This window comes from Kribbella sp. NPDC026611, from assembly GCF_040638345.1.
In the GTDB taxonomy this organism is placed as follows: domain Bacteria; phylum Actinomycetota; class Actinomycetes; order Propionibacteriales; family Kribbellaceae; genus Kribbella.
Map to the genome: position 1 here is coordinate 134685 of NZ_JBEZYC010000009.1, position 22476 is coordinate 157160.

The following is a 22476-nucleotide window of genomic DNA, read 5'->3' on the forward strand; positions in this document are numbered from 1 at the left end:
TGTCAGAGCGACTCGCGGATCCCGGCCGGGACGGACAGGTGGCTCTGCACCACGACGCCGAGCGGCAGAGCGGCCACGAACGCGGAGTCCTGCGAGCCGTACGCCGGCCGGAGCAGGACGCGCGCGGTCGCGCCCAGGTTGTCGATTGCAGCGATCATGTCCGGAATCTGCTCGGCGGTCATCACCGTGCCGGTCACGACCATGCCGAAGTTGACCAGACCCGCGCCCCGAGCCTCTTCCTGCGCCGTCCGGTCGGCGGCCCGGGCCTCGGCCAGCGAGCGCGCGGACGGCCGCTGCGAGGTCGTCGCGCGGAATGTCGCGTTGCGCTTGTCGGCCTCGACCATGCGGGCCGTCGTCGCCGCGTCCAGCGGGCGGTAGAGCAGCGTGACCCGCTTGCGGTCGATGTCCGGGTGCGGGGCGACCAACTGCGACAGCACCGACGAGAACACCTCGCCGCGCGGTGCCTGCGACATCTGCCAGGTCACCGACCACGCGGAGTCGTGCCGGTACTTGTCCCAGAACGCCTGCGCCGCCGCCGGACCGACATCGGTCCACTGCAGCTCCGGCGGCATGCCCTGGCCGCGCGCCTCGTCGATCAGTACGGCGGCCGCCGGGTCGTAGGCGATCCGGATGCTCTCGCACAGCTCCTGCGCGGCGACCGGCCGGGCCGCCCCGGCGCCAGTGGCGTTGAGGCTCTGGGTCAGCGCGGGCAGCCGGGAGGCGAGCTCGCGGCCCATGTCCTCTTCCTTGCGGCGCTTGCCGTTCCGGTCGGTGCCCTTGAAGGTGAGCGCGACCCGGGCCGCCACCAGCGCGGAGCCCTCCGGGTACGACTGCACGACCTCGGTCAGCATCGCCCGCGCGATCGCCGGCGACCCGTCCATCATGTTGTTGCCGACCTCGCGGCGCAGCCGGATCCCCGTGTCGGGCGCGCTCTCGACCGTCACCGACGCGGCCACGATGCCCGGCTCGTGGCCGAGCGAGGCGAGCCACTGGCCCCAGTGCGCGACCCAGACGTCGATCTGCTCCTCGTCGACCAGCGACGCACCGTCGGGCTCGGCGTTGATGACGACCGTGAAGTGCCGGGTGCTCGGGTAGAACAGCAGCGCGAACGGCCGCCCGTACGAGTCCTGGAACTCGCTCAGCTGCGACGCGGCGGCCAGACCGGGCAGCTGGAACTTGCCCCACGGCGTCCGCCCGACCGGACCGGAACGGTAGAGGTTGTGCTTAGCCATTTTCGCTCGTTGCCATCCAATGCGGATCGAAAGCCGTTGCAGGGTGGACAGGCCGTGCTTGTCCTTGGTCATCAGCATCAGCAGCGAGACGCCGACGATGATCAGCGTGACGAACGCGGCGCCGAGGCCGCCGGCCATCGACGCGAAGACGGTGGCGATCAGGCCGCCCATCATCAGCATCGTGCCGAGCGTGCCCAGCCCGGCGATGCCCGCCGAGGCGGGCTTGCGCCAGTTGCCGTAGGTCCGCGATACGCGGCGAATGCTCTCAGCTGCCACTTGGTCCGTCGTCTCTCATCCGGTTCTGTCGCTCGCGGTCTTCGTACAGCTGCCGCCGGTCTTCGTCGCGGTTCCGCTGCTGCCGGTACGACCCGCTGCGGCCCGGGTCCTGCTGCGGGGAGCCACCGGCACCCGATGGACCACCCCCGCCACCACCACCGCCCTGGCCGCCACCCCCACCACCGCCACCACCGTCGCCTTGGCCGATCTCGCCGCTGTCACCGGCGAACGCCTCCTTGACGCCATGCTTGACACCGGAGTGGGCCGCCTTGCCGGCCTGGTACAACGCCGCCGCTGCCGCGAGAGGTGGCGCCGCGGCGGCAGCGCCACCACCGGCGGCAGCAGCCGCTCCACCGCCACCGCCACCTCCAGCAGCGGCAGCCGCTCCGCCTTCACCGCCGGCAGCTGCGGCGGCACCGCCTTCACCGCCGCCGGCCGCACCCTCGGCCCCCTCTGGGGCGCCTCCGCCGCCGCCTTCGCCGCCGCCGGACGGGCCTTGGGAGTTGGGCTTCGGTCGGCCAACGTTCTGTGCGCCGGACGGGCCTTCCGCGTTGCTGCCCTCGCCGCTGGTCTCACCGACCGCGTTCTGCGAGTGCTCGGCCATCTTCTGACCGGCCACGCCGCCGAGCATCTTGGCGGCCAGCGCACCCGCACCAGCCGCACCCGCGGTCGCGGCAACCATCGGCACGATGAATCGCATCAGCGCCGGCAGCGCGAACAGCGCGAGCACCAGCATCGTGACGCCGGTGACCATGTTCATGATCTGGTTGCCGATGTCGTTCGCGTCGAAGCTCAGGTCGCCGTTGTTCGTGGTCAGCCGGATCGCGGTCGCGTAGACGATCGCGGCCACCGGCTTGTACAGGATGAACGCGGCCAGCCAGGCGACGATCTTCTTGAACCACTGCTTGCCCATCTCGGTGTTGGTCGCGGCGGCCGCGATCGGCAGTACGCCGATCAGCAGGATCAGCATCGCGCTGCGCACCACCATCAGCACGATCTGGATCACGCCCGCGATCACGCAGAGGATGCCGATGGTGATCAGCAACCCGACCCCGAGCGGGCCGGCGGCGGCCACGGTGAAGCCGAGCAGCGTGATCATCGCCTTGCCGAAGTCCTCGGCACCGCCGGCACCGAGACCGCAGACCCAGCCCTGGTTCCCCTTCGCCAGAGCGGTGGTGACGATGCAGTCGGAGAACTTGTCGCCGACCTCGACCAGCACCTGGGCGACCGAGATCGCGAAGACCGACGCGGTCGCCAGCGTGAGCAGCGACTTGAGGATCTCCCGGGCCTCCTCGCCGCGCTGGCTCCAGGCCATCCGCATCCCACCGACCACCACCCCGATCGCGGCGATGAACACCGCGATGAACGAGGTGTGGCCCCAGACCCAGTCGATGGTGCCGTTCGCCGGATGTCCGTTGCCGTCGCCGACAGCAATCGTCGGGACGTAGATCCAGAACGTACCGATCGTGCTCATGATCAGGCCGACCGCGTTCGCGATCGCGTCCAGAATCGGCTGGAAGAGCATCGTGATCAGACCTCCGACGAACGTCTTCAGCGCCCAGTTGACGGCGTCGAGCAGGATGTCGTACCAAGCGAGCGGAATCATGTCAGGACGCCTTCGGTGCGACGAAGCGGAGAATGGCCGGCAGCGCGACCACTGCGACGATCATCATCGTCACGCCCATGATGATCTTGAGGGTTTCCGGAGTACCGTCCGGCGCCGTGCCACCCGCGGGTTTCGGGACCGACATCAGATGGATCGCGGCGGCGTAGATCAGCGCCGCGACCGGTTTGTAGATGATGAATCCGGCCAGCCAGCCGAGGGCCCGCTTGAACCAGCTCATGCCCATCTCGGTGTTGGTCGCGGCGGCGGTCAGCGGCAGCATGGCGACCAGCAGCACGAGCATCCCGTACCGGACGATCATCAGGGCGAGCTGGATGATGGCGGTGATCACCATCAGGATGCCGACGAAGATGACCAGCACGAAGCCCAGCGTCTCCGTGGGACTCTTGAGCGGCTCGACCATCAGGGTGGCCAGCGATTTCGCGAAGGCATCGTCGTTGGCCCCGAGCGCCTGGCCGATGATCCAGCTGGAGAACTCGTCGGAGCTTTGGATCAGCACCGCCGCGAAGGTCGCCGAGCCACCGCTCACGACGGTCAGCGTGAGCAGCGACCGCAGCATCTCCCGGGCCGGCTCACCGCGGTACGAGACGGCCATCTGGACCGCGCCGATGATGATCGCGATCGCGGCCACGAAGACCACGATGAAGCTGGTGTGCGTCTGGATGAAGGTGACGGTGCCGTTGGTACTGACGTCCGGCGTCTTGATGTAGATCCACAGGAAGCCGACCGCCTTCAGCACCGCCTCGACCGCGGCCACCACGACCGCGGCGATGGCGTTGAAGATCAGCTTGAAGAATCCGCCGAGGGCCGCCTGCATCACGGAGTTGATGACCTCCATGACGCAGTCGTCCCAGTCCCAGGGCCACCACGAACATCCCAGCGCGATCATCAGTCCGCCCCACTGAACTTGACGTAGCCGTCCATGGTCTGCAGGACGTCGGGCTTGACCTGGCCGTTGAAGCTGCCGTCCGGCTGCAGCACCGCCTTCCAGTCACCCTTGGTCCACTGCATGGTCACCGGCAGGGCGGCGACCGCCTGCTCGTTGATCTTCGCGGCGACCTGGATCACCGCGCGGTTCCCGTAGTAGTCGATCACCTTGAACCCGGCGAACTGCACCCCGATCGGGGTCGGCGGCGTGGACGTGTCCCTGGCTTGCGCCAGCGCCTTCTCCCGGCCGGGGCCGGGCAGCACCCTGGCCTGCAGCACGTCCTCGGCGACCTGCTGGTTGGCGAGCTGGCCGAGCAGGACCATCGCCGCGAACACCGCGCCGGTCGGCGACTTGGCGAAGCACGACCGGACGCCGCTCGGCGAGGTCTCGGCCGGGCCGGCCTCCGCCTGCAACGGGATCAGCATGTCGCCGTCGAACTGCCAGCTGACCGCGGGCGGCGCGAGCTGCGGGACCTGCTGGTTCGGCCGTGCGTCGTGGCAGCCACCGGTGCCGTTGTGGAGCGGCGGCGGTGTCGGCTTGGGAGTCTTGGTGCCCAGCGGCACCTGGGTCTCCGGTGTGGCCGGTGGCCCACTCGGCTCCCCGGTGGACTCCGGCTCGCTGGGGACGGAGGTGCTCTGGTTCTCGCTCGGCTGGGCGGACGGGTCCGCGTTGTCACGGGCGAGGAACCAGACCAGCAGGCAGATCAGGACCGCACCGATGACGATTCCGCCGGCGACGAAACCACGCTCCTGCCAGAAGCTGGTCCCGTCGCCGTCGTCCTTGTCGTCACCGGAGTCCGGGTTCCTGCTGAACATGCCCACCTGCTGTCAGCCTCCGCGCAGCTCGCCACGTACCAGGATCACGTCACTTGTTGAAGACGTCCGTGATGGCTGTCGCCGCACCGATGACGATGCAGGCCGCGAGGACCCAGCCGAGCCGGGCCGCGTGCTCGCCACCCTCGCCGCGGCGCTGGCCGACCGCCATCATGCCGCCGGCGATCAGGATGCCGACCGTGCAGACCGAGTACGCGACCCACTTGACCCAGCCGAGGATCTTGTCGAAGTTGTCCTTGACGCCGGGCGGTGCCTCGAGCGGCAGCGTCTGGAGCTCCATGACAACGTGGTGTACCAACATCATGAGGATGAATCCCTTTCAGTACGGGGCGGGGTAGTCCGCTGGGTTTGACGCGCGAAGAGCGTAGATGGATTCAAGGACTTCGAAAACTTCGTCCGGAGTGTTGTCAGGAGAGGGTGCCTCCCCTCTGCGCCACTCCTCGATCCACGGGATGTCCCACACTCTGGGCACGCCGCCGCCGACGATGTCGGCGAAGTCGTCGAGCACGCGGGGCAACCGGCCGGGGGCGTCCGCGATCAGCACCAGCCCGAGCACCGCGACCCCCTGGACCACGCCGGACGCCCACTCGATCGCGGCCCGCTGCGCTGCGCGCAGGCCGGATCCGTGCGTCCGGGCGACCAGGATGACCGGCGTCGGCACCGGTGGCGGCGGGATCGGCCAGCGGTGGCCGGCCGCCCGGGTCCCGGGCAGGAGGTGCGACATCGTGGTCTCGCCGGCACCGCCGTGCACACCGACCCACCACAGCGTGTCTGCCACCGGAATCGCGAACTTGGGCAGCCGTTCGTCCTCCGCCGGCGCCGGTACGCCGTGCTGAGGAGCGGACGGGCCTCGTGGCGCCAGGTCCGGCTGAGCTGAGGGGGCGGGTGACGGCTGTTCCGGACCCGGAGACTGTTGCCGCGTCCACGGGTTCTGCGTCATGCCCCCTCCTCTCGCGGTGCGTCACAGGCTGTCGCCCACAGTATTCTCTCGCTTTCCGGGTGTACTTTCGTGACCCATCCACAGGCGAGGATGTTTCTACCCCCTTGTCGGGGTCAGTCGAGCCGCCGGGCTCGCGTGGTTTCTGCCTGCCCGGATTCCCTGGCATGCCTCGTGCGGGGGACATGCTAGAACGAGGACGTCCGCGTCGGATGAACGAGGGAGATCTGTGGCGGGAATGAGAGGTCATCGTGGCGGATAAGATCCCGTCCTGGCCCAAGGTCACGATTCGGCTGTACGACGACCACAACGCCGAAGTGAAGATCGCCGGCCGCAGCCACCCGGTCAACCACCACGACCCGCGGCAGGCCGCGATCGCGATCGTCAGCGAGCGGGCCGCCCAGCTCGGCCGGGCGGTGAAGGCGACCGCGGTGGAGGCCGACGGCGCGTCCTGGCCGCTGATCATCCACCCGGACGGACAGGTCGAGTCGGTCGAGGCCGAGACCGGACGGAAGAGCCGCGGTGGCGGCGGCGGGGGCGGCGGGGGCAACGGGCAGAAGCCGATCTGGCCGATCGTCGTCGCGATGGTGGTCGGCAGCGTCCTGATCCTCAGCACGATCTTCTACCTCGCAGTACTCAAGGACCACCTCGGCAACAAGAAGCCGACGAGCACTGCGTCGCCGACGCTGCCGGCGCTGCCCGGACCGAGCGTCGGGCCGGACCAGTTCACGGTCCGGCCGGCCCCGCCAGGCTTCACCGCCCAGGCGGACTGGACGGTGAACATTGCCCGTGACTCGCAACCCGCCGTTGCCCCGGACGGCACCGAGGTCGCCATCCTGACGACGGACCACAAGGTCGCCGTGTTCGACACCAACGGCAAGGTCAAGTGGCAGGACAAGGTGCCGAACGACGCCGAGAGTCCGGTCTACACCACGGTCGATGCCAAGCCGGTGCTGGCAGTGGTGACCTCGAGGACCTTGTACTACTGGGCCGGCAACGGCGCCCGCGCCACCGAGATCGAGCTCCCGGACGGGGCCGACGTCCAGTTCTTCGGCACCTCGCCCCTGGTGGTGCTGAGCTCCGGCACCGAAGCGAGCGTGGTGAGCGGTGGCGAGCTCAAGCCGTTGACCGACGTGAAGCGGTTGGCGACGATCCTGCTCGCAGAAGGCGACCGGATGCTGTCCGCGCGCTACACAGGCCCCTTGTACTGGAGCCAGCCCGGCAAGGACCAGCAGATCGTCGGGCTGAAGAAGCCGGCCGGCGCGAAGGACATCAACCACATCGTGTCGGCCAGCCCAGGCCGGGTGCTGGTCGCCTGGAACACGGCGACGCCGGAGACGGTGATCCCGTCCGTGCAGTCGACGGTGGACGGCTCGGTCGTCGCGACCTGCCAGAACGCCGGTGCTTCGGACGTGGACGGCTGGAGCTGGCTCCCGGACCCCGGCAACCGGGTCGCCGCCTGGGGCCCGTGCCTGATCAACTTCAGCACCCACAAGAGCGTGCACATCAACGACTTCCACCCGCTGTCGCTGCAGGGTACGTCGATCTACGGCACCGTCAGCGGCGATCTGTACCTGGTCAATCCTGGACGCTCGCAGCGGGTGCTCGCGGACACCACGGCGCGTCCGTGGGGTATCGCCGGTACGCACGCCATCGTCGTCCACTACGACGGCCACGACGACGTCCTGTACGCGCTGGACAAGCAGTGAGAACGCTCGGCCGAACGGCAATCGCGCTGCTGACCGGGCTGGCGCTGCTGCTGCCCCCGGTGGCCGCGGTGGCGGACGAGGATCCACCGCCGCCCGAATGGCCGAAGATGCAGGAGCCGGACGCCACCGGCTCCGGGTCGGACCCGGTGGCGGCGACCTGGCCCAAGGTGATCAAGTCCGATGACGGCAGCGGCAGCACGGACCCGGCACCGGCGACCTGGCCGAAGGTCGTGAAGAAGTAGCGAAGGCCCGTGCCTCCCGGTGTGGGTGGCACGGGCCTTCGAGGGTGCTGGGTCAGACCGCAGCGACCTCGAGGCGGACCGTGGCGGCCACCTCGGGGTGGAGCTGCACCGAGACCTGGTGCTTGCCGGTGGTCTTGATCGGCGATCCGACAGCGATCGCGCGCTTCTCGACCAGCGGTCCGCCGGCGGCCTTGATGGCGCCGGCGATGTCGGCCGGGGTGACCGAGCCGAACAGGCGGCCGGTGTCACCGGCCTTGACGTCGAGCTTCACCGAGAGCTGCTCGAGCTGGTTCTTGACCTCGCTCGCGTGCTCCTTGCCCTGGATCGCCCGGGCGTCGCGCGCCCGCTTGATCGTCTGGATCTGCTTCTCGGCGCCACGGGTCCAGCCGATGGCCAGGCCGCGCGGGACGAGGTAGTTCCGGCCGTAGCCGTCCTTGACCTCGACGATGTCGCCGGGAGCCCCGAGGCCCTCGACCTCCTGAGACAGGATGAGCTTCATGGTCCGCGCCTCCCTCAGCGAGCCGTGCTCGTGTACGGCAGCAGTGCCACCTCACGAGCGTTCTTGATTGCGGTGGCCACGTCGCGCTGGTGCTGCACGCAGTTCCCGGTCACCCGGCGGGCGCGGATCTTGCCGCGGTCCGAGATGAACTTGCGCAGCAGCGCGGTGTCCTTGTAGTCGACGTACGGGCTCTTGTCCTTGCAGAAGCCGCAAACCTTCTTCTTCGGCTTCCGAATGATCTTGGCCATTGTGGTGCTCTCTTCCTACTAGAGCCCGGCACGAATGCCGGAATGGTCACTTACGGGTTGGTCGGGCAGATCAGAACGGAGGCTCTTCCATCGAGCCGCCGCCCTGGCTGGCCCAGGGGTCGTTCTGCGGGGCGGACTGGCCGCCACCACCCTGCGGCGTCGCCCAGGGGTCGTTCTGCTGCGGGGCGCCACCCTGGCCGCCGCCGTAGCCACCACCCTGGTTGCCGCCGCCCTGGTTGCCACCGCCACCACCGAAGCCACCGCCGCCACCGTCGGAACGCGAGGTCTTGGAGATCTTCAGCGTCGCGTACCGCATGCTGGCGCCGATCTCCTCGACGTCACACTCGAAGACGGTGCGCTTGTTCCCGTCGCGGTCGTCGTAGCTGCGCGCCTTCAGGCGCCCGTGCACGACGACCCGGGAACCACGGGTCAGGGACTCGGCAACGTTCTCGGCGACCTGACGCCAGACCGAGCACGAGATGAAGAGGGTCTCCCCGTCCTTCCACTCGTTGCTCTGCCGGTCCAGCGTCCGCGGAGTGGATGCGATGGTGAAATTCGCCACCGCCGCCCCTGAGGGCGTGAATCGCAGTTCCGGATCACCCGTGAGGTTTCCGATCAGGGTGATGGGTGGTTCGCCTGCCATTGCCGTTCCTCCTGCTATCGGGTGTGGCTGTGTCTACAGCTGTCAGTAATAGCGGCCGGTGCCGACAGTACCGATGGCTGAGGACGACCCCAGGTTCAGTGCTGGTCCGGCCGGATGACCTTGGTGCGCAGGATCGACTCGTTCAGCGTGAGCTGACGGTCGAGCTCCTTCACGACCGCCGGCTCGGCGGTCAGGTCGACGACGGCATAGATGCCTTCGGACTTCTTCTTGACGTCGTAGGCGAGCTTCCGACGACCCCAGATGTCGAGCTTCTCGACCGTGCCACCTTCCTTGCGGACGATGTTCAGGTACTGGTCGATCGACGGCTCAACGGTGCGCTCATCGAGCTCCGGGTCGAGAATCACCATGACTTCGTAACGACGCATGCGCGAACTCCACCTCCTTCGGACTTTGGCGGCCACGGTCTCTCCGTGGCAGGAGGGCGATGCGATTGTCTGCTCCGCACCGGCACTTGCCGCCGGCGCCAAGCAACGAGCCCGGTCGATGGACCGGGCCACAACCAAGAGAATACCAGCGTCCGGACGGCCTCTTGACCATATCCACAGGCCGCTTTCGATCACGACGCGTCGATCATTGTCACTCTCCGGAGCCGGAGTGTCCATACCAGGAGCGGCGCGGCCAGCGCACAGGCGAACGCGGACAGCAGGGGGAAGCCGCCAAGCGTGAAGAGCCAGGGGGAGCTGGCCGTGGCGGCTGCGGAGATGGTCCAGATCGACGATTCGACCTTGCTCTCGAGGGCGGTGGAGAGCTGGGCGCTGCCAGCCAGGTAGCAGAGGTTCCACGCGTAGCCGAGGAGGAAGAGGGCCGGTGTGAAGAGCAGACCGGTCTGCGTGATGAGTACTCCGGACGCCAGTAGTAGAGCCAGGCCCGCGGTGGCCACTGGACGCGCGCCGAAGCGGTCGATGCACCAGCCGGTCAGCGGGGACAGAGCGAACATGCCCAGCGTGTGAGCGGACAGCATCAGGCCAAGCAGACCCAGACCGTCGCCGTGGTGATGCGCATGCACTGGTACGGCGGTCATCAGTCCGACCATCACCAACTGGCCGACGATCATCACCGCAGCAGGCAGCAACACTCCTGTGCCATGAGACGTGACCTCAGCAGGCACAGGCGCCTGAGCCGGAGCGGTACGTAGGTAGCTAGAGGCAACCAGTGCGGCAAACACGGCAGCTAGTGCGAGCAGGAACGGACCAGCCAGCGCAGGAAGCCCAAAGGACAAGGCGAACGACTGCGAGGGCGCCATGAGGAACGGTCCACCCGCTGCGCCCACAGTGCTGGCCCAGACGACAGTGCTCATCGCACGGGCCCGTCGTGCCGGCGGTACGACGTCTGCCGCGGCGTACCGGGACAAGAGGCTCGCAGCGTTGCCGACACCGAGCAGGAACATGCCGGCGAAGAGGAGGGCGATCGGCATACCCACAGCGGCCAGTACGGCGAGCGCTCCGCCGGCGACGCCGACGCCGTACCCGGTCCGGAGGGCTTGGGCGCGTCCGATCCGGCCGGTCCAGCGGCCGACGAGCATGGCGCCGGCTGCCGTGCCCAGCACCCCTGCTGTGTTGGGTAGACCAGCCAGCGCTGGACCGAGGTCGTCGGCGATCAGGATGGCGCTCACTGCGCTGGCAGCGACCATCGCGGCGTTCATCAGGGCGGCGGCGAGAACGACGGGGATCAGCATGCCTACCACGCTAGAAAGGCGCGCCTCGCCGCTGAAGGCACAATGAAAGGCGTCAGGCCTTGTGGAGGAGCGATCTCGAAGGTGTTCTGGGGACATGACCTTTCAGGAGCGCGATCTGGACTCGACCGACTGGCAGATCCTGGCGGAGCTGCAGTCCGACGGCCGCCTGTCCTTCAACCAGCTCGGCAAGCGGGTGAACCTGTCCCCACCGGCCGTCGCGGACCGGGTACGGCGGCTCGAGGAGGCCGGTGTGATCACGGGGTACCGCGCCGAGGTCGACCCGGCCCGAGCCGGTCAGCCGCTGTCGGCCTTCGTACAGATGCGGTGCACTACGGGCCGCTGCCTGCTGAAGACGACCCGCGCCGAGGACTTCCCGGAGGTGCTGGAGATCCACAAGCTCAGTGGCAACTCCTGCTCCATGCTGCGGGTGCGGGTCACGTCCATGCGCCATCTGGAGGGCCTGTTCGAGCGGCTGGGCGAGCACGGCGAGATGAACACCCACATCGTGCTGTCCACCGAGTTCGAGGGGCGTCCCGTGCAGCAGGCCAGTGCTGAGCGGACGGTGACCCGGTCCGCCGGATGGGGTGACTGAGATCGGGACGGGGAGGAATCGGCAACTGTCCGAGGGCGGTTCTAGGGTGGGGTCATGACTGTGAAGCTCGGTGCCCACGTGGACCAGGAAGACCCGCTGGCCGAGGCGGCCGCCCGCGGCGCCGACCTGGTGCAGTTCTTCCTCGGCAACCCGCAGGACTACAAGGCACCCAAGCTCGCGTACGCCGACGGCGAAGAGGCGCTGAAGGAGCGCGCTGCCAGCGCAGGCGTCGATCTCTACGTGCACGCGCCGTACCGGCTGAACGTGGCGAACACGAACAACCGGATCCGCATCCCCAGCCGCAAGCTGCTGCAGCAGACGCTCGACAAGGCGGCCGAGATCGACGTCAAGGGCGTGATCGTGCACGGCGGCCACGTCGGCGACGAGGACGACCCGGAGGCCGGCTTCGACAACTGGCGCAAGTGCATCGAGCGGGCCGAGCTCCCGGTCCCGCTGCTGATCGAGAACACCGCGGGCGGTGAAAACGCGATGGCCCGCCAGCTGGACCGGATCGCGCGGCTGTGGGAGGCGGTTCAGGCGTCGGGCAACGACCGCCTGGAGAACGTCGGCTTCTGCCTGGACACCTGCCACTTCCACGCGGCCGGCGAGGATCTGACCACGGTCGTCGAGCGGGTCAAGGCCATCACCGGCCGGATCGACCTGGTGCACGCCAACGGGTCACGCGACGAGTTCGCCTCCGGCGCGGACCGGCACAGCAACTTCGAGGAGGGTCACATCGACCCGGCCCAGATCGTCGCGGTCGTGCAGGCCGCCGGCGCTCCGGTCGTCGTCGAGACGCCCAACGGCACCGAGGGCCAGAAGGCCGATATGGACTACCTCAGGACTCATCTGAAGTAGTTCGCGGCAGGTTGTAGAGCCAGTAGCTGAGGCCCCACGGGAGGATCAGCGCGAGCGCGGTGCGGTTCTGCGGCGGCACCAGGACGCCGACGATGATCGTGACCAGCATCAGCACGGTCGTCAGCTGGAACAGGTCCACCGGACCGACCAGCCGAGTCCGCAGGCTGCTCCGGTCGAGCGCGCAGAGGACGTACGCCGCGATCAGCGCGAGCAGGCACAGCACGACGACGACCACTCCGAGCCAGGCGCCGGCGCCGTACTTGCCGTTGTCACGCAGGTTGTCGGACAGCAGGAACACGCCGACGAGCAGCGTCAGCCACCCGCACATCCAGAGGAACCGGGCCTCGGTCCGCTGCGCCTTCTCGGGATCCGGCTGCGGTTCGGCCTCGGCGTCGGGCTCGTTGTCAGCCTCGGTGTCGGCCTCCGGGTCGCCTGCAGGATCTGACGGGGTGGGCGGTTCGGCGTCGGGGTCGGCCGCGGACTCGGTGCTGCGCTCGGGATCCGGGTCTGCGTGGGCCATGGCGCAGACGGTAGCGCAGAATGAGCGCATGCAGCCGTGGGCCGACCGTTTCCCCGAACTGTTCGCCCCCGGCTACTGGGAGTGGGGTGAGCTCGACGTCCGGTTCACCGTCGAGCCGCCGCCGGACGAGCTGATCAGCAACGTGCACGTCGTCGCCCGGACGCCTGGCGGAATCGTTGTCTGCGGCAACGACCTCGGCTGGCGCTTCCTGCCCGGCGGCACCCGCGAGCCGGGCGAGACGATCGAGCAACTGGTCCGTCGTGAGCTGATCGAGGAAGCCGGCGCCCGGGTGACCGGCGAGCTCACCTGGCTCGGTGCGCATCGCGCCGACCACCGCCGTCCGGCGCCGTACCGACCGCACCTCCCGCACCCGGTCTCCTACTGGGCCAACGTCGTCGCGGACGTCGTCATCGAGGGCCCGCCCACCAACCCCGACGACGGCGAGCAGGTCACCGAGGTCCTGGTCCTGCCACCCGAGCAGGCGGCGCAGTACCTCGACGCTCAGCCGGGCGGGATCATGGGCCCGATCGTCAGGCTGGCTCAGGCAATGGAGCTGGTTTAGCCGACCGCCACGGCAGCAGTACGGCGCTGAGCGTGCAGCAAGCACCAGCGACCCACAGTGTGCCGCGCATCCCGATCAGCGCCACGAGCCCAGCACCGAGCGCGATGAACGCCGGCTGCACACACCGCGAGGTGATGGCCCACGCTCCCACGACCCGTGCCATGTGACCGTCCTCCGTGACCTCCATGCGGTACGTCGCGAACGACGGGTTGAACGCACCCGCGCCCACCAACAGGCCGAGCTCCGCAACGGTCAGCAGCACGAAGCCGCTCGCACCGGGCTGCGCCAGCGGAAACAGCAGCATCCAGGGAGCCCGCAGTACGCCGAAGACCAGCAGCATCCAGTGCAGCCCGTACCGCCGGGTCAGTCGGGGTGCCATCCGCGCACCGATCACCCCTCCGATGCAGGAGACCCCCAGAAACACCCCGTAGCTCCACGGCGCCAGCCCCAGGTCGCGCAGCATGAACACCGCCAGCAACGGCGGCGTCATCATCACCGGACCACCGAACAGCTGCGAGTTCCAGAACAGCGCCCGCAGCCCGTGGTGCCGCAGGATGTACCGCCAGCCCGCAGTCAGATCCGCCTTGCCCTCCCGCCGCACCGGCTCCGGCTCGGGTACGGCGATCCGCCGGATCCCGATCGCCGATCCGAGGAACGACACCGCGTCGACCGCCATCGTCACGGTCGCGCCGGCCAGGCTGACCAGCCCGCCACCGAGCGCCGGACCGACGGTCAGCGACACCCAGTTGGTCTGCTCGAACTTGCTGTTCGCCTCCGCCCGCCCGGCCGCCGGAACCAGCGCCTTCAGGTGCGCGCCGCTCGCCGCCTGGAACGCGATCGTCGCGGCCGACTGCACGACACCCGCTATGCACAGCTGTGCATAAGTCAGCGCATCGAAGAGCGCCGCGATCGGCACGGACAGCAGAACGGCGAACCGCAGCAGGTCGGCCGCGATCATCACCGGCCGCTTCCGCCGCTGCTCGATGAAGTCGCCCATCGGCAGGCCGAGAGCGGCTCCGGCCAAGGCGGACAAGGCCGCGAGCAGCGACACCTGGACCGCACTGGCATCGAGCACCAGCACCGCGACCAGCGGCAGTGCTCCGAGGCCTACCGCCGATCCGACGGCGCTGACAGTGAACGCAACCCACAACCGTTGAAAGTCTCGACCCAAAGACACCCGGCGAGCGTAGAGGGGCGCACCGACAGAAATCAGCGCAGGTTCAGGCCGCCGTCCAAGAGGATGACTTCGCCTGTCAGATAAGAGTTGTGGACAACCGCGGCGATGAGGTCAGCGACGTCGTCGGGTTGAGCGGCACGACGCATCGGACTGGTGGTTTTCCACAGGTCTTGGGCTGCGGTCCACGACTCGGTGAGTGGAGTGTCGACCAGCCCGGGCGCTACCGCATTGACTCGCACCTCAGGTCCGAGCGCGGCAGCCAGGAGCTTCGTGACGTGGTTCAGTGCGGCCTTGGAGGCGGCGTACGCCACCGAGCTGCCCTTAGGTCGAACGCCGGCGTGGCTGGTCACGTTGACGATGCAGCCGCCGGACTCGCGCAGCGCCGGGAGGGCCGCGGTACACAGCAGCCAGGGAGCGATCAGGTTGACGTCCAGTAGTCGTCGCCAGTCGTCCGCGGTCAGCCCTTCGAGGTCGTCGTGCGGCACCGGCCAGCTGATGCCGGCGTTGTTGACCAGTACGTCGAGCCGCCCGTGCTCGGCCAGCACGCTCGGGACCAGCGCACTGGCAGCCGCGTCGTCCGAGAGATCCGCCTGGTGGTACGAGCCGCCCAGCTCGGCCGCCAGTTCCACTCCGGCGACGCGGCTGGAGCGCGAGTGCACAGCGACGCGCATGCCGTCGGCGGCGAACCGCCGTACCGTGGCCGCTCCGATGCCTGACGTGGAGCCCGTCACCAGTGCGACCTGCTGCATGTCAGGCCCGGTACCGCAGGCCGTCCATCAGCAGGTCGAGCAGGCGGCCCGCCTGCTCCCTGTCGTCGGCCGCGGCACCACCCACGCCGCTGATGCTGACCAGCAGATCAGCCGGGGTGATGTCGGACCGGATCTGCTGCGCCGCCGCACCGGCGTCCAGCAGCGGCTGCACGGCGCCGACGAGCAGGTCGAAGCTCTGGGCGTACGGGTTCGCACCGGAGGCGAAGACGGCGCGCAGTGCGTCGGCCATCCCGCGCTTGCGGGCCATGTAGTCGATGAAGCGATCCATCCAGGCCCGTAGCGCTTGGTCCGGCGGCAGCTTCGCCAGCAGCTCGGCTGACGCGTCGCAGACCGCGGTGAGCTCGTTCCGGTACGCCGCCTCGATCAGCAGCTCGCGGGTCGGGAAGTGCCGGTACAGCGTGCCGATGCCGACGCCGGCGTCCTTCGCGATGCCCTCGAGCGTCGCTTCCAGCCCGCACTTCGTGAACGCCTTCGCCGCCGCGGCGACGACCTGATCGCGGTTCCGCTGGGCATCCGCGCGCAGCGGACGCTCCCCCGTAGCAGCCATCTCCCCCTCCCTCCGAGAAACCCAAACCTAGCGGACTTGCTAACCGGAGGCACCTCCGGTATCGGCGTCGAGACCGCCCGCGCGCTCGCCGTGGCCGGCGCGGAGGTCACCCTGGGGTGATGGCCGAGCCGCTGCACCGCACGCCCGAGGGCTGGGAGCACCAGTTCGCCACCAACCACCCGGTTGTGGGATCTGTCCGAGCAGCTGCTCGCGCGGGTTTGATCAGAAACCGGCTCAGCTGGGGATCTCCAGGCTGGGCCGGTACTCTGACCCCCCGTGAGTGACTTGAGCATTCGGACCATCTCGACCGACGAGCACGCCGCATATATCGCGGCCCAGCCGTCGGCGAGCTTCCTGCAGACCCCGGGGTGGGCCGCGGTGAAGAGCGAGTGGAAAGCGGAGTCACTCGGCTGGTACGAGGCGGGCAACCCGGGCGAGCTGCTCGGTGCCGGTCTGGTCCTCTACCGGCAGATGCCGAAGGTCAAGCGGTACCTGGCCTACCTGCCGGAGGGCCCGGTCATCGACTGGGACGCCATCGACCTCGGCCGCTTCCTGCGACCGCTGGCCGAGCACCTGCAGCAGCGCGGCGCGTTCGGCGTCCGCATGGGTCCGCCGGTCGCCACCCGGCGCTGGACCGCGAAGACGATCAAGGACGCGATCGCCGGTGGGCAGCAGCCCAAGCTCGGCGACGTCCGGCCGGACGTGATCGAGCCGTCCGGGGCCACGGTCACCAACCAGCTGCGCAGCCTGGGCTGGAAGGCGCCGAAAATCGCCGACGGGTTCGCGGCGGGACAACCGCAGTACGTCTTCCAGCTGCCGCTGGCCGGTCGCAGCCAGGACGACCTGCTCAAGGGCATGAACCAGCTGTGGCGGCGCAACATCAAGAAGGCGGAGAAGGCCGGCGTCGAGGTGACGCAGGGCGGGCCGGAGGACATCAAGGCCTTCCACCAGCTGTACGTCGAGACCGCGCAGCGCGACCACTTCACCCCGCGGCCGCTGCCGTACTTCGAGAAGATGTACGCCGCGATGGCGTACCAGCCGGCCGATTGCTGCGACTTCCGGATCTACAACGCCCACCACGAGGGCGACCTGGTCGCGTCGACGATCTGGGTCCGGGTCGGCGGTCACTCCTGGTACTCCTACGGTGCCAGCTCGACCGCCAAACGGGACGTGCGCGGGTCGAACGCGATCCAGTGGCGCATGATGTCGGACGCACTCGCCGCGGGTGCGTCCGTGTACGACCTACGGGGCATCACCGACACCTTGGACCCGAACGACCCGCACGTCGGGCTGATCCAGTTCAAGACCGGCACCGGCGGCGAGGCCGTCGAGTACGTCGGTGAGTGGGACCTGCCGTTGAACAAGGCGCTCTACACCGCATTCGACCTCTACATGAGACGGCGTTGACACCATGCCCCTAGTCCTGCACGTCGATTCCGACCGCTGGCGTGACCACCTTCGTTCCACCTGGCACCCCGACGTCGTCCCGGTGGCCAAGGGCAACGGGTACGGGTTCGGCAACCAGCGGCTGCTCGCCGAGTCGCGCGCGCTCGGCGCCCGGACGGTTGCCGTAGGCACCTACTTCGAGGTACCGCCGGACCCGCGCGAGGACGTCGTCGTGCTGTCGCCGTGGCGGCCGTTCCTCGAGGTACCGCACAGCAAGAACGTGATCCACACGGTCAGCCGGCTGGCCGACCTGGTCTCGATCCCGGCCGGCAGCCGGGTGCTGATCGAGGTGATGACGTCGATGCGCCGGCACGGCATCGGGGCCCGCGAACTGCGGCACACGATGCTGCTGAACGCGCTGGACCGGATTCGCTTCGAGGGCTGGTCGCTGCACTTCCCGATGGGCGCCGGCGGTACGTCGGCCAACCTGCGCGAGGCGCAGCAGCTGGCGAAGGCGGCGCTCGACGTACGCAAGGGCACGCTCTGGGTGTCCCACGTACCGTCGCAGAAGCTCGCCGACATCGGTGACAACGTGAAGCTGCGGATGGGCACCGGGCTGTGGCTGGGCGACCGTGGTGCGCTGTCGGTGCGCGCGACCGTGCTGGACGTGCATTCGGTACGCCGCGGCGAGCGGGTCGGCTACCGGCAGCGCCGCGTCAGCGGCGACGGGCACATCGTGATCGTCTCCGGTGGTACGGCGCACGGCGTCGGCCTGGAGGCACCGACCGCGGCCGCCACCGTCCGCCAGCGCGCGATCGCGATGGCGAAGGGCAGCCTGGACGCGGCCGGCATGGCGCTCTCCCCGTTCTCCATCGAGGGCAAGCAACGCTGGTTCGCCGAGCCGCCGCACATGCAGGCCAGCATGCTGTTCCTCCCGTCCGCGGTCGCACCGCCCGCGGTCGGCGACGAGATCCCCCTCGACGTCCGCTACACCACCACCACCTTCGACAAGGTCTCGATGGACTGACCGTCTGTCCGAGGCTCAACCAGTTGACTTCAGGTGGACCTGAAGTTGCAGCGTGGGTGTATGGGTTTTCTGGACCGGATCGAGGAGCGGCTCGGGGCGGCTGAGCTGCGGGTGGCGTCGTACCGGATGCTCGGGCTGCGCCGGGGCGCGACCGTCGTCGACGTGGCGTGCGGGGCCGGGCATGCGGCGGCGGAGCTCGCCGCGAAGGGCCTCAAGGTGACCGGGGTGGACGCGGATCCGGAGGCTGTCGAGGCGGCGCGGGAGCGGGCGCCGGGCGCGGTGTTCCACGTGGCATGGTCGGACGACCTGCCGCTGGAGGACGAGTCGATGGACGGCTACCGGGCCCTACGGCTGTTCCACCTGCTCGAGGACCCGGTCCCGACCGTGGCCGAGGCACGACGCGTACTGCGCCCTGGCGGGCGGATCGTGCTCGGCGGTCAGGACTACGGCTTCCTCATGATCGACAGCTCCGACCAGGACCTCACCGACGTCGTACTGCTCGGTCTGGAGTCCCGCACCGTCGTCCCACGCGCCGCTCGAAGCCTGCGCGACCTGCTCCTCGACGCCAGGTTCACCGACGTCGAGGTCGCAGTCCACACCGAGGTCGTCACCGACCACGCCCAACTGGCCCAGCAACTGAAGTCAGCCGCGGCAGCTGCCGTCGAGAAGGCGCTGATCACCCAGCAGGACGCCACGTCCTGGCTGAGCGAACAGTCCCGCCGCGGGCGCCGCGACCGCTTCCTCGCGGCGCTCCCGACCATCCTCGTCAGCGCCTCCGCACCGACTGCGTGACCGCGGCCAACGCACCGACGGACAGCGCGATCGCGAACGCGATCATGGTCGGCGGCAGGGCGAGGTGGCGGATGATCAGGCTGAAGGCGATCGAGGGCAGGCCCATACCGACGTACGAGATGACGAAGAACATCGCGAGGACGCCGGCGCGGGACGCCGGGTCGGCAGCGATGACCGTTTCGGCGACCGCGCTCTTGAAGAGCAGGCCCGCGCCGGAGCCCGCGAACGCGGCCGCAACCAGGAACAGCCACAGCACGGGGTGGTAGAGCGACACCGCCGTCAGCGCGAGCCCGAGCGGGAACAGCACCGTGCCGAGGACCAGCACCCGCCGGTACGCCATCCGGCCGACGGCCAGCTGCGCCACCGCCGAGGCAGCGAACGTCACGAACGGCGCCAGCCCGCCGACGAAGTACGACGTGATGCCGAGCTCGCCGCGCACGATGATCGCGCCGAGCGAGGAGAACAGGCCCATCACCGCAAAGGCGAAGAACCCGAGCGCAGCGGCCGCGGCAAACTGCTGCCCCGAACGGACCGCGAACCGCACCGGCCGGTCCTGGTCCGCGAGCTCGGTGTCGACCGTCTCCGGACTCGACAGCACCATCAGCAGCAGAACCACCATCAGCCCACCGAAGATCAGGTACGACGTCCGCACCGGCGCCGGCGCCCATTGCGCCAGCACGCCCGCGACGAGCGGGCCGAGCGCCAGCCCGCCGAGGTTCGACACGGTCGCGACCAGCGCCGGGAACGTCGGCGCCGCCTCCGGCCGAGCCTCGCGGTACAGATCGGTGAGGTACGCCGTGGCCGTCGACGCCATCAGGCCGATGGCGAGCCCGGTCAGGATCCGGCCGACCAGCAGACCGGGCAGCTGCGGCCAGATCGCGAGTACTGCGGCCGACGCGATCCCGGTGAGTAGGGCCGGCAGGATGATCCGCCGCCGGCCGAACCGGTCGGAGAGATGGCCGAGGAAGCCGAGGCCACCGGCCGCGCCGATCACCATCACGGCGAAGGCGACGGTCACGGTGATCGCGCCGAAGTGGTCGCGGACCTGGTAGATCGGCCACAGCGGCGTCGGCACGGTGCCGAAGGCCATCAGGGTCAGGAAAGCCGCGGCCACGAACCAGAACCCGGTCAGGTGCCGGGCGGAAGTACGAGTAGCACTGATTGTCGTCACAGTTCATTGGAACCGGGCAGAACCCGGCCGCGATACCAGCTCCGCACCGACTGGTTGAGATAGCTTCCATCTCTGCTGTAGATACTAGCCATGGAACTTCGCCATCTCCGGCATTTCGTGGCGCTCGCCGAGGAGCGCAGCTTCACGACGGCGGCCGGCCGCGAGCACATCGTGCAGTCAGGTCTGTCCACCTCGATCCGTGCGCTGGAGAAGGACGTGGACGCGCTTCTGTTCGTCCGCGGGACCAGACCGGTCCGGCTGACCGCTGAGGGCGAGGCGCTCGTCCCACTGGCTCGCCGCACGTTGGAGGCGGCGGCAGCGGCCCGGCAGACCGTGCAAGAGGTCCACGGTGCGCTGGCCGGGCACCTGCGCATCGGTGCGCTGCAGACGACCGGGCACACGCTGCCGTTCGCCGACTGGCTCGCTGAGTTCGCGTTGGCTCATCCGCGGGTGCGGATCTCGGTCATGCAGCGGGGTGCGTCGGAGATGGTCCGGCTGGTGCTGGACGGTGGTCTGGACTGCGGCCTGGTCGGGCTGCTCGACCACGATCCGCCCGGCCTTGACGTCGTACCGCTGCTGGCCGAGCCGGTCGTGCTGGCCTGTCCACGGAATCACCCGCTGGCTCAGGCGTCCGCGGTACGGCTGGAGCAGCTGACCGGTGAGCGGTTCGTGGAGCCGCCACCGGCCTGGGCGATCCGGACCGAGATCGACCGCGCGTTCGCCGCAGCGGGCCTGGAGCGCCAGATCGTCTGCGAGGTGAACGAGTGGGTGATGGTGCTCGACCTGGTCGGCGCCGGTGTAGGCGTCGCACTCGTACCGCAGGGGCTGGACTTCACCCTGCACCCCAGGTCGGACGAGGCGCTCCAGCTGGTCCCGTTGGCCGGGGTACAGCTGGAGCGCCGGGTCGATCTGGTCCTGCCGAGCGGCCACGCTGCCACACCGGCGGCGCGGCGCTTCACCGACCTGGTGCGGTCGAAGCTCAGCCCTGCTTGAGGGTCCCCTTCCAGCGGACCGTCGGCAGCAGCGCCGCGTGGTCCACCCGGTCCTTGTTGGCCGAGACGATGTCGAACATCGACTCGATCAGCGTGTCCGACAGCAGGTGCGGCTGCAGGCCGAGGCCGACCAGACCCGTGTGCTTCACGTTGTAGTAGTGCTCGGGCTGCTCGACGCGCGGGTTCTCCAGGTGCTCCACCTGGACCGGCCCGGCGAAGCGCTCGGCCACCAGCTCGGCCAGCTGGGACACAGAGAAGCTCTCGGTCATCTGGTTGAACACGCGGAACTCACCGGCGTCCGCCGGGTTCTCCACAGCGAGCCGGATGCACTCCACAGTGTCCCGGATGTCCAGGAAGCCACGGGTCTGACCACCGGTGCCGTAGACGGTCAGCGGCTCGCCCAGCACGGCCTGGATGACGAAGCGGTTGAGCACAGTGCCGAAGACCGCGTCGTAGTCGAACCGCGTGGCCAGCCGCGCGTCCAGCACGGTCTGGTCGGTCTGCTGCCCGTACACGACGCCCTGGTTGAGGTCGGTGACCCGCATGCCCCAGATGCGGCAGCCGAACTCCAGGTTGTGCGAGTCGTGCACCTTGCTCAGGTGGTAGAACGAGCCCGGCTTCTTCGGGTAGAGCATCCGGTCCTTGCGGCCGTTGTGCTCGACCTCGAGCCAGCCTTCCTCGATGTCGATGTTGGGCGTGCCGTACTCGCCCATCGTGCCGAGCTTCACCAGGTGGATGTCCGGGTTCGTCTCGGCGATCGCGTACATCAGGTTCAGCGTGCCGACCACGTTGTTGTGCTGGGTGTAGACCGCGTGCGCACGGTCGATCATCGAGTACGGCGCCGCCCGCTGCTCGGCGAAGTGCACGATCGCGTCCGGCTCGAACTCGGTCAGCACCTGGTAGACGAAGTCGGCGTCGAGCAGGTCGCCGGAGTACGCCGGGATCTTCCGGCCGGAGACCTCCTCCCACGCGGCGACCCGGGTCTCCAGGTCCTCGATCGGGACCAGGCTCTCGACCCCGAGCTCCCGGTCGTAACCGCGACGGGCGAAGTTGTCGAGCACGGCCGTGTCGTGGCCGCGGTCGGAAAGATGCAGTGCAGTCGGCCACCCTAGGTAACCGTCACCGCCCAGGACGAGTACGCGCACGGCTCGGCCGCCTTCCGTTGGGGACGTGACCCTTCACTGTCTTTCCTATCCCGAGTACCCGCTCCAGTAA

The 22476-nt window shown here is 69.0% G+C and carries 26 protein-coding genes; 9 read left to right on the forward strand and 17 right to left on the reverse strand.

Annotated features, from left to right (window positions below):
* Positions 1-2 precede the first annotated feature (2 nt).
* Genes AB0E69_RS31965 through AB0E69_RS31990 form a run of 6 tightly spaced genes read right to left on the reverse strand, consistent with a single transcriptional unit; the run spans position 3 to position 5833 of the window.
* A complete protein-coding gene (locus AB0E69_RS31965; protein WP_360154629.1) occupies positions 3-1508 on the reverse strand; it encodes an SCO6880 family protein in 1506 nt (501 codons plus the stop codon).
* A complete protein-coding gene (locus tag AB0E69_RS31970; RefSeq protein ID WP_360154632.1) occupies positions 1498-3114 on the reverse strand; it encodes a hypothetical protein in 1617 nt (538 codons plus the stop codon). Before AB0E69_RS31970 ends, AB0E69_RS31965 begins: the two co-directional genes overlap by 11 nt.
* Before the next feature lies 1 nt (position 3115).
* A complete protein-coding gene (locus AB0E69_RS31975) occupies positions 3116-3970 on the reverse strand; it encodes a type IV secretion system protein (RefSeq protein WP_360154635.1) in 855 nt (284 codons plus the stop codon).
* A 50-nt stretch (positions 3971-4020) separates the two neighbouring features.
* Complete coding sequence (locus AB0E69_RS31980) at positions 4021-4875, reverse strand: hypothetical protein (RefSeq protein WP_360154638.1); 855 nt, start codon at positions 4873-4875, stop codon at positions 4021-4023.
* 49 nt (positions 4876-4924) lie between these two features.
* Positions 4925-5173: a conjugal transfer protein TrbC gene (locus AB0E69_RS31985; RefSeq protein ID WP_360154641.1), complete on the reverse strand. Its 249-nt coding sequence runs from the start codon at positions 5171-5173 to the stop codon at positions 4925-4927.
* 39 nt (positions 5174-5212) lie between these two features.
* Positions 5213-5833: a DUF6668 family protein gene (locus AB0E69_RS31990; protein ID WP_360154644.1), complete on the reverse strand. Its 621-nt coding sequence runs from the start codon at positions 5831-5833 to the stop codon at positions 5213-5215.
* A 248-nt stretch (positions 5834-6081) separates the two neighbouring features.
* On the opposite strand from AB0E69_RS31990, the gene AB0E69_RS31995 reads away from it, so the two are divergent.
* Together AB0E69_RS31995 and AB0E69_RS32000 are read left to right on the forward strand one after the other, a co-directional pair.
* Positions 6082-7539 (forward strand): hypothetical protein, encoded by a 1458-nt coding sequence (locus AB0E69_RS31995; protein WP_360154647.1) that lies wholly within the window; start codon positions 6082-6084, stop codon positions 7537-7539.
* Entirely contained in the window at positions 7536-7781 is a 246-nt protein-coding gene (locus AB0E69_RS32000; RefSeq protein ID WP_360154650.1) for a hypothetical protein, read from the forward strand. The genes AB0E69_RS31995 and AB0E69_RS32000 overlap by 4 nt, the downstream gene beginning before the upstream one ends.
* A 52-nt stretch (positions 7782-7833) precedes the next feature.
* On the opposite strand, the gene rplI is transcribed toward AB0E69_RS32000, so the two are convergent.
* The 5 genes from rplI to AB0E69_RS32025 all read right to left on the reverse strand — a co-directional run bounded on the left by rplI (position 7834) and on the right by AB0E69_RS32025 (position 10867).
* Positions 7834-8280 (reverse strand): 50S ribosomal protein L9, encoded by a 447-nt coding sequence (gene rplI, locus AB0E69_RS32005; protein WP_360154653.1) that lies wholly within the window; start codon positions 8278-8280, stop codon positions 7834-7836.
* Between the two features lie 14 nt (positions 8281-8294).
* The gene (rpsR, locus tag AB0E69_RS32010) at positions 8295-8528 is read right to left on the reverse strand and encodes a 30S ribosomal protein S18 (RefSeq protein ID WP_360154657.1); all 234 of its coding nucleotides are present in this window, start codon (positions 8526-8528) and stop codon (positions 8295-8297) included.
* A gap of 70 nt (positions 8529-8598) precedes the next feature.
* Positions 8599-9171 carry a single-stranded DNA-binding protein gene (locus AB0E69_RS32015; protein WP_360154660.1) on the reverse strand — a complete coding sequence of 191 codons (573 nt, stop codon included), beginning with the start codon at positions 9169-9171 and terminating at the stop codon, positions 8599-8601.
* 95 nt (positions 9172-9266) lie between these two features.
* Complete coding sequence (rpsF, locus tag AB0E69_RS32020) at positions 9267-9557, reverse strand: 30S ribosomal protein S6 (protein ID WP_130386399.1); 291 nt, start codon at positions 9555-9557, stop codon at positions 9267-9269.
* Between the two features lie 191 nt (positions 9558-9748).
* A complete protein-coding gene (locus AB0E69_RS32025; RefSeq protein WP_360154663.1) occupies positions 9749-10867 on the reverse strand; it encodes an MFS transporter in 1119 nt (372 codons plus the stop codon).
* Positions 10868-10961: 94 nt separating this feature from the next.
* Here AB0E69_RS32025 and AB0E69_RS32030 point away from each other — a divergent pair, with 94 nt between their 5' ends.
* Positions 10962-11459: an Lrp/AsnC family transcriptional regulator gene (locus AB0E69_RS32030; protein ID WP_360154666.1), complete on the forward strand. Its 498-nt coding sequence runs from the start codon at positions 10962-10964 to the stop codon at positions 11457-11459.
* A gap of 54 nt (positions 11460-11513) precedes the next feature.
* Complete coding sequence (locus AB0E69_RS32035; RefSeq protein ID WP_360154669.1) at positions 11514-12317, forward strand: deoxyribonuclease IV; 804 nt, start codon at positions 11514-11516, stop codon at positions 12315-12317.
* Here AB0E69_RS32035 and AB0E69_RS32040 read toward each other — a convergent pair.
* Complete coding sequence (locus AB0E69_RS32040) at positions 12298-12837, reverse strand: hypothetical protein (RefSeq protein WP_360154672.1); 540 nt, start codon at positions 12835-12837, stop codon at positions 12298-12300. The two genes, AB0E69_RS32035 and AB0E69_RS32040, sit on opposite strands and share 20 nt — an antisense overlap.
* Positions 12838-12865: 28 nt before the next feature.
* On the opposite strand from AB0E69_RS32040, the gene AB0E69_RS32045 reads away from it, so the two are divergent.
* The gene (locus AB0E69_RS32045) at positions 12866-13399 is read left to right on the forward strand and encodes an NUDIX domain-containing protein (protein ID WP_360154675.1); all 534 of its coding nucleotides are present in this window, start codon (positions 12866-12868) and stop codon (positions 13397-13399) included.
* Here AB0E69_RS32045 and AB0E69_RS32050 read toward each other — a convergent pair.
* The 3 genes from AB0E69_RS32050 to AB0E69_RS32060 are packed head-to-tail and all read right to left on the reverse strand — an operon-like array spanning position 13368 to position 15893.
* On the reverse strand, positions 13368-14576 hold the full coding sequence (locus AB0E69_RS32050; protein ID WP_360154678.1) for an MFS transporter: 1209 nt from the start codon (positions 14574-14576) through the stop codon (positions 13368-13370). The genes AB0E69_RS32045 and AB0E69_RS32050 overlap by 32 nt on opposite strands.
* A gap of 32 nt (positions 14577-14608) precedes the next feature.
* Positions 14609-15325, reverse strand: a complete 717-nt coding sequence (locus AB0E69_RS32055; protein WP_360154681.1) for an SDR family oxidoreductase — start codon at positions 15323-15325, stop codon at positions 14609-14611.
* Position 15326: 1 nt separating this feature from the next.
* Complete coding sequence (locus AB0E69_RS32060; RefSeq protein ID WP_360154684.1) at positions 15327-15893, reverse strand: TetR/AcrR family transcriptional regulator; 567 nt, start codon at positions 15891-15893, stop codon at positions 15327-15329.
* Between the two features lie 276 nt (positions 15894-16169).
* On the opposite strand from AB0E69_RS32060, the gene AB0E69_RS32065 reads away from it, so the two are divergent.
* Genes AB0E69_RS32065 through AB0E69_RS32075 form a run of 3 tightly spaced genes read left to right on the forward strand, consistent with a single transcriptional unit; the run spans position 16170 to position 19098 of the window.
* Positions 16170-17300 carry a peptidoglycan bridge formation glycyltransferase FemA/FemB family protein gene (locus AB0E69_RS32065; RefSeq protein WP_360154687.1) on the forward strand — a complete coding sequence of 377 codons (1131 nt, stop codon included), beginning with the start codon at positions 16170-16172 and terminating at the stop codon, positions 17298-17300.
* Between the two features lie 4 nt (positions 17301-17304).
* Positions 17305-18306, forward strand: a complete 1002-nt coding sequence (locus tag AB0E69_RS32070) for an alanine racemase (protein WP_360154690.1) — start codon at positions 17305-17307, stop codon at positions 18304-18306.
* Between the two features lie 60 nt (positions 18307-18366).
* Entirely contained in the window at positions 18367-19098 is a 732-nt protein-coding gene (locus tag AB0E69_RS32075; protein WP_360154693.1) for a methyltransferase domain-containing protein, read from the forward strand.
* Here AB0E69_RS32075 and AB0E69_RS32080 read toward each other — a convergent pair.
* A complete protein-coding gene (locus AB0E69_RS32080; protein WP_360154696.1) occupies positions 19073-20269 on the reverse strand; it encodes an MFS transporter in 1197 nt (398 codons plus the stop codon). The two genes, AB0E69_RS32075 and AB0E69_RS32080, sit on opposite strands and share 26 nt — an antisense overlap.
* Positions 20270-20359: 90 nt before the next feature.
* Between AB0E69_RS32080 and AB0E69_RS32085 the strand changes: the two genes are divergently transcribed.
* A complete protein-coding gene (locus AB0E69_RS32085; protein WP_360154699.1) occupies positions 20360-21262 on the forward strand; it encodes a LysR family transcriptional regulator in 903 nt (300 codons plus the stop codon).
* On the opposite strand, the gene AB0E69_RS32090 is transcribed toward AB0E69_RS32085, so the two are convergent.
* Positions 21249-22406 (reverse strand): NAD-dependent epimerase/dehydratase family protein, encoded by a 1158-nt coding sequence (locus AB0E69_RS32090; RefSeq protein WP_360154702.1) that lies wholly within the window; start codon positions 22404-22406, stop codon positions 21249-21251. The genes AB0E69_RS32085 and AB0E69_RS32090 overlap by 14 nt on opposite strands.
* Positions 22407-22476 lie beyond the last annotated feature (70 nt).